The sequence below is a fragment of the Mammaliicoccus fleurettii genome (assembly GCF_003970575.1).
Lineage (GTDB): Bacteria > Bacillota > Bacilli > Staphylococcales > Staphylococcaceae > Mammaliicoccus > Mammaliicoccus fleurettii.
Genome location: NZ_RXWZ01000095.1, coordinates 1 through 12,264, shown reverse-complemented (window position 1 = coordinate 12,264; position 12,264 = coordinate 1). Strand labels below are relative to the sequence as shown.

10 protein-coding genes are annotated in these 12,264 nt (G+C 31.5%); 9 read left to right on the top strand and 1 reads right to left on the bottom strand.

Going from position 1 to position 12,264, the window contains the following annotated elements; all coding sequences use genetic code 11:
• Positions 1 to 266 precede the first annotated feature (266 nt).
• From CD129_RS08070 to CD129_RS08055, 4 genes are all read left to right on the top strand, one after another.
• Positions 267 to 1,595, top strand: coding sequence for an amino acid permease (locus tag CD129_RS08070; RefSeq protein ID WP_237687662.1), 1,329 nt, complete (start codon positions 267 to 269; stop codon positions 1,593 to 1,595).
• Positions 1,579 to 2,484 (top strand): homocysteine S-methyltransferase, encoded by a 906-nt coding sequence (gene mmuM / locus CD129_RS08065; protein ID WP_107510140.1) that lies wholly within the window; start codon positions 1,579 to 1,581, stop codon positions 2,482 to 2,484. The genes CD129_RS08070 and mmuM overlap by 17 nt, the downstream gene beginning before the upstream one ends.
• Positions 2,485 to 2,680: 196 nt before the next feature.
• Positions 2,681 to 4,231 carry an L-glutamate gamma-semialdehyde dehydrogenase gene (pruA, locus tag CD129_RS08060; RefSeq protein ID WP_078358396.1) on the top strand — a complete coding sequence of 517 codons (1,551 nt, stop codon included), beginning with the start codon at positions 2,681 to 2,683 and terminating at the stop codon, positions 4,229 to 4,231.
• A gap of 177 nt (positions 4,232 to 4,408) precedes the next feature.
• Positions 4,409 to 5,620: a CynX/NimT family MFS transporter gene (locus CD129_RS08055; protein ID WP_174221862.1), complete on the top strand. Its 1,212-nt coding sequence runs from the start codon at positions 4,409 to 4,411 to the stop codon at positions 5,618 to 5,620.
• 233 nt (positions 5,621 to 5,853) lie between these two features.
• Here the strand turns inward: CD129_RS08055 and CD129_RS08050 are convergent, their stop codons facing one another.
• Positions 5,854 to 6,858 carry an LLM class flavin-dependent oxidoreductase gene (locus CD129_RS08050; RefSeq protein ID WP_107510139.1) on the bottom strand — a complete coding sequence of 335 codons (1,005 nt, stop codon included), beginning with the start codon at positions 6,856 to 6,858 and terminating at the stop codon, positions 5,854 to 5,856.
• A gap of 281 nt (positions 6,859 to 7,139) precedes the next feature.
• Here CD129_RS08050 and CD129_RS08045 point away from each other — a divergent pair, with 281 nt between their 5' ends.
• Genes CD129_RS08045 through CD129_RS08025 form a run of 5 tightly spaced genes read left to right on the top strand, consistent with a single transcriptional unit; the run spans position 7,140 to position 12,194 of the window.
• Positions 7,140 to 9,224 (top strand): BglG family transcription antiterminator, encoded by a 2,085-nt coding sequence (locus CD129_RS08045; protein ID WP_160149110.1) that lies wholly within the window; start codon positions 7,140 to 7,142, stop codon positions 9,222 to 9,224.
• The gene (locus tag CD129_RS08040) at positions 9,221 to 9,526 is read left to right on the top strand and encodes a PTS sugar transporter subunit IIB (RefSeq protein WP_078358058.1); all 306 of its coding nucleotides are present in this window, start codon (positions 9,221 to 9,223) and stop codon (positions 9,524 to 9,526) included. The genes CD129_RS08045 and CD129_RS08040 overlap by 4 nt, the downstream gene beginning before the upstream one ends.
• A gap of 15 nt (positions 9,527 to 9,541) precedes the next feature.
• On the top strand, positions 9,542 to 10,831 hold the full coding sequence (locus CD129_RS08035) for a PTS sugar transporter subunit IIC (protein ID WP_078358059.1): 1,290 nt from the start codon (positions 9,542 to 9,544) through the stop codon (positions 10,829 to 10,831).
• Positions 10,832 to 10,845: 14 nt separating this feature from the next.
• Entirely contained in the window at positions 10,846 to 11,703 is an 858-nt protein-coding gene (locus CD129_RS08030) for a class II fructose-bisphosphate aldolase (protein WP_078358060.1), read from the top strand.
• A complete protein-coding gene (locus CD129_RS08025; protein ID WP_115337114.1) occupies positions 11,700 to 12,194 on the top strand; it encodes an AAA family ATPase in 495 nt (164 codons plus the stop codon). Before CD129_RS08030 ends, CD129_RS08025 begins: the two co-directional genes overlap by 4 nt.
• The last annotated feature ends 70 nt before the right edge of the window (positions 12,195 to 12,264 follow it).

Sequence of the window (12,264 nt, the reverse complement as noted above, 5' to 3'; positions counted from 1 at the left end):
GCTCTCTTCTCATAAAAAGACCACCTACTTTCTTAATTTTAACAATACTTCTCTTTAAAGAAGTTGTCCAATTAAGTGTAGACGGTCCAATATTCACACAACGTATGAGAAGTGTAACTAAGGACACTTATATCCCAACTTCTTCCAATATATATTATTTACAGAAAATTTTAAGTTGACTGAATTATTCGAAAGATATAGAATTAAAGATATTTTTAATTCTAGAGAGAAGGTTTATCGTGTCTAATCAATCGTACAAACGGGATATGAAGCAACGTCATATCATGTTATTAAGTTTTGGTGGTGTAATTGGAACGGGTTTATTTTTAAGTTCTGGGTATACTTTGCAACAAGCTGGTCCTTTGGGGACTATGTTATCTTATGTAGTTGGTGCGATTTTGGTATATCTTGTGATGTTATGTCTAGGTCAATTAGCTATTGAACATCCTGTTACAGGAGGATTTCATGTATACGCTTCTAAATACATTCATCCTTCTATTGGCTATATCGTCGCTTGGTTTTATTGGTTAACTTGGACTGTGGCACTTGGATCTGAGTTTACTGCTGTTGGTATTTTAATGGGTAAGTGGCTGCCTGATGTACCTGTATACATATTTTCAAGTATTGCTATCATACTTGTACTTGCTTTTAACATAGTGTCGACTAAGTTTTATGCTGAAGTTGAATTTTATTTTTCTTTAGTAAAAGTGTTAGCTATTATTGTTTTCATTGGTTTAGGTGCACTAACTTTATTTGGGCTCATTCAATACGGTGGTTATAATGGGCTAGAAACGATTAAATCTAGATATACGAATCCTAGTTTCCCTAATGGATTAGGTGCAGTATTTTTAACGATGTTAGCTGTCAATTATGCATTTAGTGGTACTGAACTTATTGGAATTGCTGCTGGTGAAACTAAAAATCCTAAAGAAGTCATACCTAAAGCGATTAATGCAACTTTATGGAGACTTATTATTTTCTTTATAGGAACGATGGTTATTATTTCTATTTTAATTCCAAGTTATCAAGGTAAATCTTTAGAAAGTCCTTTTGTCGTTATTTTTCAAAATATGGGTATTCCATATGCCGGGGACATAATGAATTTGGTAATTATTACGGCATTATTATCTGCTGCTAATTCAGGGCTATATGCTGCAAGTAGAATGGTATGGAGTTTGTCTAATGAAGGTATGTTTCCAAATTATTTTAAAAAGCTAAATAAACATCAAATGCCAATACGCGCTACAATATTCAGTATGTGTGGAGGATTGTTAGCATTATTCTCAAGTATTTATGCAGCAGACTCATTATACATCGTGCTTGTATCAATTGCTGGATTGGCTGTTGTAATTGTATGGATGAGCATATGTTTATCTTATTTTAATGCTAAACGCTTAAATAAACATTTAAAAATACATCAAAGTGTACCGATAATTGGCTTTATCTTATGTTTGATTTCATGTGTAGGGATGGTTTTTGATCCTAACCAATCACCAGCATTATACTTTGGAATACCATTTGCAATAATTGCTATTATTTTTTACTTTGTAAAATATCATAAAAAGGATGGTCAGGATATTGAGACTTCTAGATAAATTAAATCAGAAAACAGCATTAGTGTTAGATGGAGGATTGGCGACAACATTAGAAGGATATGGATGTGATTTGAATTCTTCGTTATGGTCTAGTGAAGTACTTATAAATCAACCAGATAAAGTAATGCAAGCTCATCAAGCATTTACTGATGCAGGTGCTGATATCGTTTTGACGAGTACGTATCAAGCAAGTTTTGCTACATTTAAAGCAATTGGTAAAGAAACTTCAGAAATAGAACAATTATTTGAAATTGCAGTAAAAAATATTAAAGAAGCTGTAACAGATGATCAAGTTGTAGTCGGAAGTTTAGGTCCTTATGGTGCATATTTAAGTGATGGTTCTGAATATACAGGGCAATATGAAATTTCAGTTGATGAATACATACAATTTCACGAAGAACGTATTAACGCTTTAATTAATAGAGGCATATACGATTTCGTATTTGAAACAGTACCTAATTTTAATGAGATTAAAGCAATAGTTGAATATATCATTCCAAACTATAATGATCATAATACTTTCTGGATTTCATGTACAGTTGATAATGAAGGTAACTTATCAGATGGTACTGAATTTGAAAAAGTATGTCAGTATATCGTACAACACATTGGGCGCGTGCCCGTATTCGGTATTAATTGTTCAAGTATTAATAGTGTAGAGAAAGCAATTAATAAAGGATTGCTCGAATTGCCACAAGTAATCGCTTTATACCCAAATGGTGGTAAAACGTTCGATCCAATAGAAAAAGTTTGGATTGGTAAAGGAGAGAATGCGTTACTTGTTCAAAAAACAAAAGAATGGATCGCGCAAGGTGTTCAAATTATAGGAGGTTGTTGCGAAACAACACCCGAAGACATTAAACAAATACATGAAGCAATAGAAAGATGAGTATGTTTTTCTAACGATCAAGACTCGTAAAACAAGCTCGTTAGAACTCTTTAAACTTCTGTCATCTGACCTTTATTTCAATATATAATTCTTTATGAAAGCCCTTTACTTGATAAAATTGGAAATAGAATAGTAAAATGTTCTATAAGAGGTATTTGACCTCTTATTAGGTTTATATATTTAGGAGGTATGAAGGATGGTAGTAGAATTTCACAATGAACCTGCAACAGATTTTACAGATCAAGAGAATCAACAGGCTTTTAAGGATGCTTTAAAAAAAGTTAAAGCTGAATTTGGGAAAGAAATTCCTCTCGTTATTAATGGAGAGAAAATTTTTACAGATGACAAATATGAATCTGTAGATCCAGCTAATCATCAACAAGTACTAGGAACAATTTCTAAAGCTTCTAAAGAACAAGTAGATCAAGCTATGGAAGCGGCTAAAGAAGCTTATAAGACTTGGAGAAAATGGACTCCTAAAGAAAGAGCTGAATTATTAATTAGAGTTTCTGCTATTATTCGTAGAAGAAAACATGAACTATCTGCTTTAATGGTATATGAAGCAGGTAAGCCATGGAATGAAGCAGATGGAGATACAAATGAAGGAATAGATTTCATTGAATATTATGCACGTTCTATGATGGAATTAGCTCATGGTAAGCAAGTCTTTGATAGAGAAGGCGAGCATAATCAATATATTTATAAACCAATGGGACCTGGTGTTACGATTCCACCTTGGAACTTCCCATTTGCAATTATGACTGGTACAACAGTTGCGCCTATTATTGCAGGTAATACTGTATTGTTAAAACCAGCAGAAGATACACCTTTAATCGCGTACAAACTTATTGAAATTTTAGAAGAAGCGGGACTTCCAAAAGGTGTCGTTAACTTTGTACCGGGTGACCCTAAAGAAATAGGAGACTATTTAGTAGATCATAAAGATACACACTTTGTAACATTTACTGGTTCAAGAGCTACAGGTACACGTATCTTTGAAAGAGCTGCTAAAGTTCAAGAAGGACAGAACTTCTTGAAACGTGTCATTGCTGAAATGGGTGGTAAAGATGCGATTGTTGTCGATGAAAATATCGATACTGATTTAGCTGCTCAAGCAATTGTAGATTCAGCATTTGGCTTCTCTGGACAAAAGTGTTCAGCTTGTTCTAGAGCAATAGTGCATAAAGATGTCTATGATGAAGTTCTTGAGAAATCAATCAAATTAACAAAAGAACTTTCAATTAAACATACTGAAGGCGGTTCTGATGTTTATATGGGACCTGTTATTAACCAAAAACAATTCGACAAAATTAAAAATTATATCGAAATTGGTAGTAAAGAAGGTAAGCTTGAAGTCGGAGGTAAAACGGACGATAGCAAAGGATTCTTTGTTCATCCAACTATCATTTCTGATTTGAAATCTAGCGACCAAATTATGCAAGAGGAAATTTTTGGACCAGTTGTTGGCTTCACAAAATGTGACAACTTTGAAGAATTGTTAGAAGTTGCAAATGATACTGACTATGGTTTAACAGGTGCAGTTATTACAAATAATCGTGAGCATTGGAGACAAGCATGTGAAGATTATGATGTTGGTAACTTATACTTGAATAGAGGTTGTACTTCAGCAGTAGTTGGGTATCACCCATTTGGTGGTTTCAAAATGTCCGGAACAGACGCTAAGACAGGTAGCCCGGATTATATGCTTAACTTCTTAGAGCAAAAAATTCTATCTGAACAATTTTAATCTATAAATAAAATATTAAACAACAAAGAGCAGTCAGATACTGTTATTACAATGTTTGAGGCTGAGACAATTAATTTGTCCAGTCTCTTTTTGTATACGTAAATAATTTAAATCTATTAATTCAATTATTTTCATGTAGTATTGTAATTATAAAAGATAATCACGGCGGTGAAAAAATTGGAAAATAATATTAAGAAATATAAATTTAAAGATATATGGTTGATTTTATTTGGCATGATATTTGTAGCATCTACATTAAGAGCACCATTAACCTCAGTTGGACCAGTAATAGAATTGATTAAATCAGATTTAGAAATAAGTAATAGTCTAGCAGGATTTTTAACAACAATTCCATTAATATTGTTTGGGTTCGTTTCGCCAATGGTATCTAAAATCGTTACGAAATTAACGATGCCTAGTACCATTCTTTATGCGTTAGTGATACTTTTAATAGGTTTGTTATTGCGTGTCTCAGGAGATATAGGATTATTTATAATAGGAACAATTCTGTTAGGTGTAGCTATCGCATTTGGAAATGTTTGCTTACCAAGTTACGTAAAATGGAGGTTCCCATTACAAATAGGATTATTTACTGGCGTATATAGTGCAACAATGAATTTCACAGCTGGGTTAGGTGGGGGATTAAGTTATCCACTATCTGAAATAACACCATTAGGATTCCGATTATCACTATCATTCTGGGTTGTTTTAACTATATTAGCCATTATATTTTGGATACCACAAGTTAAAAGTGGAAAACAACAAGAAGTACAAGCAACTAAAGAAATGCAAAATAAAGTTCAAGGACCGAAAGTCAGAATGTCTACATCTAAATTAGCTTGGGTTGTAGCATTAACAATGGCAATGCAATCAATGGTATTTTATACAGTTATAGCATGGATGCCAACCATTCTAATAGACAAAGGATTGTCACCAACAGCAGCAGGCTATTTATTAATGTTAAATCAATTTTCACAAGTACCAATGACGTTTATATTCCCAATAATCGCATCAAAAATGCAAAACCAAAAATTACTCGTTACGATAGTAAGTATGTTGTTTATACTAGGATTTAGTTTATTATTTAGTCAATCATACATAGTATTAATCGTTGGAATTATAATAGCAGGATTTGGAATGGGAGCAGGATTTAGCTTATGCATGACCTTCTTTTCAATTCGAGCAAGAACAAACGCAGGCAGTATGTCCTTATCAGGATTTGGACAATCAGTCGGTTACTTTATCGCAGCAATAGGACCATTCTTAATAGGATTTTTACATGATTTATTAGGAGGATGGGATATCGGTATCATTTCATTAATTATAATATCAGTCTTATTCTATATCTTCGCATTACAAGCAGCTAATGATCAGTATGTAGAGGATTAGATGGAAGTAGTTTAAGGTCACTCAATAGAGGTGACCTTTTTTATTTTTTAAAATGTAAGATGGAAGTACAAGTCTTAGGGACATAATTCCGAAAAATGTCCGTAAGAAGGGTGCTAAGGGACAAAATTCTGAGAAATGTCCGTAAGAAGTAGTATCTAAGGAGCACAATTCAGAATTATGCCAGTTAGCCCTCACTGGAACTAATATAAATCCAACTCTCTATAACAATTTCTTTAACTGTCACTCAACATTTCTTCTGCGATTAGTTGATAGGATCTTTTTTTATCTTCAAAGTTATATATATTTGTAATGATCATAAATTCATTTGTTTGATAGAATTCTGCTAGTTTGTGTAGCTCTGTTTTGACTGTTGTTGGTGAACCGACTATACATCTTTTTCTATTTTCTTCTATTTGTTCTAATTCTTCTTTTGTGTATTCTTCAATATTTATTTCTTCTCGTGGTTGTACTTTTGTGCCTAATCCTTTTCCTACGTTTAATAACCATTTGTCTTGTGTGATTGCGAGTTCTTCTGCTTTTTCGTCGGTTTCTGCACAGACTACAAATATACAAATGATTGTTGTCGGTTCTTTATGATTTACTGATGGTACGAAATCTTTATTATAGCGTTTCATAGCTATTTTACCGTATTTAGGATTGATGAAATGTCCGAATACAAATCCAATACCTAGTTGTGCTGCATTTTTCGCTCCATTTTCAGTAAGTCCTAATAACCACATTGCTGGTGGGTTATCTATTCGTGGTCCTGCTTTTACGAGTCTATATTCGTGATTTCTAGATAGTGTGTTGTGCAAGAATCCTTGTAAATCTGATACTTGTCTATAAAAGTCTTCTTTAGGTTTAATATGATTATCTGTTAATGCTTTTTGAGTGATAGGAGAACCACCGGGTGAATTGCCAAACCCTAAGTCGATACGATTAGGGTACAAAGCTGATAATGTTTTAGCATTTTCTGCGATTTTATATGGGCTATATTGTGGCAGTAATATACCACCAGATCCGATTCGAATTTTATGAGTAGAAGCGGCGATTTGTGTCATTAAGATCTCAGGAGAAGAACTTGCTAAACCGCTTGTATTATGATGTTCTGCTACCCAATATCGATAGTATCCAAGCGATTCAGTCCATTTAGCTAATTTAATTGTATTTTGTAGCGTTTCTTCAGGATTACTGCCTTTGGATATTGGCGCTTGATCTAATACACTTATTTTTAACATGATGCTCCTCCTTAAAATTTATATCTCATATTTATTATAAGTATATCTTATCTTTCAAAATATAATGATATTTTGCTTGGGACTTATTTTTTGAATCTTGTGAATAAATTAATAATGAACTTAATTATATATTGGAAAGACGCTGTTTACAGTAAAAGTATTCAGTGTCTTTTTGTTATTGTGTAAAGCGCTTACATTTTTTCCGTTTTTAATTAGAATATAAAAATACTAACAATTGTTAAAGGATAAATTTACAATATTAACTAAGGGAGATGTTAAAAATGTTAAAAAGTCGGCCGATGAATATTTTGAATATTTTTCTTAATAGTAAAGAAAGCGTTTCTGCAAAAGAACTTAGTATCATGTTCAACAAAACGGAACGAACTATTAGAAATGATTTAAAGGATATAAATGAGTTTCTAATAACAAATCAATTTTTTGAAATTAATAACAACAGTGGTTTGTTTATATTAAATTTATCAAACTCAGAACGTACTAAATTAAAAGAAATTGTTTCAGGTGAAGTTGAAGAGCAAATTTACAATCCTGCGTATAGAAAAGAATACATTATAAGTCATGCTTTATCAGATGATTCCTATAAAAAAATTTATGAATTGTGTGAGGAATTGCAGATTTCTAAAAGTACTATGGATAAGGATATGAAACAAGTTCGTATGGACTTAAACAAATTTAATTTGAAGATCGTTTCTAATGTTTCTACAGGTTTATCTATTGAAGGAAACGAAAGAGATATACGAACATTCCTTTATGATTACTTAGTTAAAAAAATAACTGAAGATAAAGTTACAATTGACAATTTATTTGACAGTTATAGTCCTTTGATTCATTACATTGACTCAAAAAATATAGAAAATATTAAAGATACTTATACTAAAATTATTTCCATTGAACAAAATGATATTAAACTATCAGCGATCATATTAACAGCTATTTGGATATCTCGTATTAGTCATAACCATATATTAGCAACAGAAAAAGATGACAAGAGAAAACAATTAAGCATAATAAATATTTTTATTGATGAAGTTATAAATTGGAAAGCACTAGATGTTAGTTTAGGTGAATTTAATTATATTAATAATAGACTTGATGTTTTAATTGGAGGAAAGAAACAAGTTACAGATGATAAACACGAAGCACTGTCTCAACTAATTAGTCTTAAATTAATTGAGTATGTAGAGCATGAATTGTCTATTGATTTTACAGGCTATCAAAGTTATTTATTTGAAGGACTAAATAAACATATCTCGGGATTGATTAGCCGTTTGCAACAAGGTATTCAAATATATAATCCTTTGAAAGAAAATATTAAAAATAGCCACAATAAGTTTTTTAATACAATAAAAAAATATTCAATGAATCGTTTAAATAGATATATAGAACTGGATTTTACAGAAGATGAAATAGCATTTATAACTGTTTATTTTTCTACTGCATACTTTAAATACGTTCAACAAAATAAACACTATTTTAATGCTGTAATTGTTTGTAGTTTTGGTATTGCTACGAGCAACTTATTGGCTGAAATTTTAAAGTCACATTTTAATGTGAATATAATAAAAATTCTTGCATCAAATGAAGAAGATTTTATAAAAAATGATGATGTAGATATTGTGTTTACGACTATTGATGCAGATTTTGATAAACCTACTTGTTATGTTAATGCCATAGTTAACGAAACAGATATAAAGAAAATAGAAGCATTTTTAGAACAACACGCATACTTATCTAGAAATAATGAAAAGTTTAAGCGTAATGAAGTTTCATTATTTAAAGACTTATCTATTTGGTTAGAAGATAAGGGCATGAAATTAAATGAGCAGGATTATAAAGATATTAAAAACTTATTTGAAATAAATAATTTTAATTTCAATGATAAAGAGGTGCAGCCTATGTTAAATGAAGTATTGGAAAATCATCATGTTCTTTTAGATGAAACGTGCTCTGATTGGAAGAATGCGATTAAGATGGTTTCCAAACCATTACTTGATGACGGAATTATCACATCTCAATATCAAGATGCAATGATTAATTCAGTTGAAGAATACGGTCCATATATTGTAATTGGTAAGCATATAGCGTTAGCACATGCTAGACCAGAAGAAGGTGCTAACGCATTAGGTGTTAGTATTGCAACACTAAATCCTAATATAGAGTTTGGAAATGAAATAAATGATCCGGTTAAAATTATATTTTGTTTATCAGCAACTGATTCATTTTCACATTTAAATATTATGAAAAGTATCGTATCACTTGTGAGAAATGAAGAAAAAGTAGACAAATTACTGAGTTTTAAGGATAAAGATGAATTTATAAATTATTTATTAGAGGAGGAATTAGCATGAGTAAACTAAATATACTTTTTGTTTGTGGAGCAGGATTAGGAAGTAGTTTTGCATGTCAAATGGCAGCTGAAGATGTATTAAACAAGTTAGGTGTAGATGCAAATCTAGATCACGATACAATTTCATCTGCTGTATCAAGAAATGCTGAAATCATAATAACGGGAGAAAATTTTAAGTCGCAGTTTAATAATTTTTCAATAGATGAAGATGTAACTTCAATTGTTTATTTAAAGAATATTGTATCTACAGATGAAATAGAAGAAAAGCTTTCACCAGTTCTTAAAGAAAAAGGGATCATTTAATAAGGAAGTGATGCTATGCAAATTATAAACTTTATTATACAAAATATTTTGACACAAGCAGCAATAATTGTGGCTTTAATTGCAATGTTAGGTTTAATATTACAGAAAAAATCAACTGGGCAAATTATATCAGGATCGTTTAAAACATTGTTAGGTTTTCAAGTATTAACTGCAGGTTCGGCTATTATTGTTGGAAGTTTAACATATTTCGGCAAGATATTTTCTGAAGGATTCCAAATGGAAGGTATTGTACCTTCCATTGAAGCAATAAATGGACAAGCAATGGGAGATTTAGGATTAGGTCGAGAAATAGCATTTACATTTTTAGCTATTTTTATATTTAATATTTTAATAGCACGTTTCACACCATGGAAATATATATTTTTAACTGGTCAAGCTTTATTATGGATGGCTACTATGACTACGATTGGTGGATACTTTGCAGGTTTAAGAGGATTTCCTCTAATTGTTGTAGGAGGATTGATTGGTGGTGTGTTTGCAACAATGATGCCTGCAATAGCTCAACCGTTTGTAAGGAAAATAGTAGGTGGTGACAACATTGCTTTAGGACATTTTTGTACTCTTGGTTACGTGTTTGAAGCAGGTGTTGGGTATGTATTTGGTAAAAGAGGAGAAAATAGAAAATCAGTTGAAGATTTAAAATTACCAAAGAATTTTGAGTTTTTACAAGACACATATTTATCACTGATGGTCGTTATGGCACCTTTATTTTTAGTAACGGTATTATTTGCAGGCGAGGACTTTGCTTCAAAATTATCAGGTGATACACATTATGTGATGTATGCTTTCATGCAATCAATTCAGTTTGTAGTTGGAGTCTATGTATTACTAGCTGGTGTTAGATTACTTCTTGGAGAAATTGTACCAGCATTTAAAGGTATTGCAATGAAATTAGTTCCAGATGCAAAACCTGCGTTAGATTGTCCTGTGCTTTTCCCATTTTCACCAAATGCTGTAATAATCGGTTTTATAACAACAACGATTGGTACAGTCATTGCGATGTTCTTCTTCCCAACTTTAGGGTTAGCCATGATAATACCTGGAATATTGACTAACTTTTTTGCAGGAGGCACTGCAGGTATATTTGGTAATTTAACTGGTGGATTAAGAGGCGCAATTATAGGTGGTATTGCACATGGTTTATTCATTACTTTACTACCAGCACTTTTAGTTACAGTGCTTAGCAATATGGGATTTGTTAACGCCACTGCAACAGATGTTGATACTGTAGCGGCAGCACTATTTTATGCATGGATTATTGGACCATTAATGAAAGCATTTTAAAGGGAGAGAAAAATATGTATATTAATTTAAAAGAAGCAACTGAAAAAGCAGAACGTTTAAATTGTACGATAGGTGCTTTCAATGCACATAATTTAGAAATGTTGCCAAGTATGATAGATGCAGCTAAAGAAGCAGGTAGCCCAATCATTATACAAACAAGTGTTGATACTGCAAAGTATATTGGATATAAGACATTGGTTACTGTAACTAAAAGTATAGCTAATTCAGAAATGGTTGATGTTGTGCTTCATTTGGACCATGCTAAAGATTTTAATGATATAAAAAATGCGATAGATGCAGGTTATTCGTCTGTTATGTTTGATGGTTCATCATTACCATTAAAAGAAAATATAATGAAGACAAAAGCCGTAGTAGATTATGCACATAAAAGAGGGACATCAGTTGAAGCTGAACTCGGAATAATCGGGGGTACTGAAGAAGGAATAACAATTGATGGTTCTGAAGTAAAATATACAGATCCTTATGATGCTAAATATTTTGCAGAAGCTACTAATGTAGATGCATTAGCTGTAGCAATAGGTACAAATCATGGACAATTTAAATCTAAAACAAATGTTAATATTCCATTGTTAGCTGAAATTAATGAGATTGTGGAAACACCTCTTGTAGTACACGGTGGTACAGGTGTTAAAGAAGAAGACGTGCCTGAATTAATAGATAATGGAATAAGAAAATTCAACGTAGGTACAGAATTGCTTGTAACTTGGACAGAAACAGCAAAAAAATATTTTGGTGAAACAAAAGTGAATAAATCATTAAGACATAATATTATCCCATGTAATGAAGCGGTGAAAAATATTGTTGCACATAAGATTAATTTATTCATGAATAAAGAACGCGTTAAAATATGATCGATAATCAAAAAAGATTTATAATTATATTGGCTGGTCCTCCAGGTACCGGAAAAACATATTTAGCTAATCAAATAATCGAACAGGATTCTAAATGGCATTTATTATCTTATGATGATATTAAAGAAATGTATTTCGATAAGTATGGTTTCAACAACATAATTGAAAAAAATAACCTTGGAAATGAAGCATGGGAATATTATTATAAAAAACTAGATAACTATTTAAAAAAATCAACAAAAATAATAATTGATTATCCATTTAGTTATAAGCAAGAGAACAAACTGAAAGAAATGATTAGTAAATATAATTATAAACCGATTACGTTAACATTATATGGTGATATGGAAATATTATTTCATAGACAAAAAGAAAGAGATTTAAAGGACTCCAGGCATATTGGACATATACTAACAAGTTATTATAAAGGAAATAAGCATCAACAACCAGATGACTTAGATGATTTTACAACACTTCGTTTGTCAAAATAAGCTAGACAGTTTACCTACATCCATGTAACTCATAAATACTTCCAACGGGGTTTGATAATTCAATGACTTT

Bases quoted from the DNA above. Each gene is read 5' to 3' on its own strand.
- CD129_RS08070 (WP_237687662.1), top strand. From the start codon at position 267: ATGAAGCAACGTCATATCATGTTATTAAGTTTTGGTGGTGTAATTGGA.
- pruA (WP_078358396.1), top strand. From the start codon at position 2,681: ATGGTAGTAGAATTTCACAATGAACCTGCAACAGATTTTACAGATCAA.
- CD129_RS08050 (WP_107510139.1), bottom strand. From the start codon at position 6,858: ATGTTAAAAATAAGTGTATTAGATCAAGCGCCAATATCCAAAGGCAGT.
- CD129_RS08045 (WP_160149110.1), top strand. From the start codon at position 7,140: ATGTTAAAAAGTCGGCCGATGAATATTTTGAATATTTTTCTTAATAGT.
- CD129_RS08040 (WP_078358058.1), top strand. From the start codon at position 9,221: ATGAGTAAACTAAATATACTTTTTGTTTGTGGAGCAGGATTAGGAAGT.
- CD129_RS08035 (WP_078358059.1), top strand. From the start codon at position 9,542: ATGCAAATTATAAACTTTATTATACAAAATATTTTGACACAAGCAGCA.
- CD129_RS08030 (WP_078358060.1), top strand. From the start codon at position 10,846: ATGTATATTAATTTAAAAGAAGCAACTGAAAAAGCAGAACGTTTAAAT.
- CD129_RS08025 (WP_115337114.1), top strand. From the start codon at position 11,700: ATGATCGATAATCAAAAAAGATTTATAATTATATTGGCTGGTCCTCCA.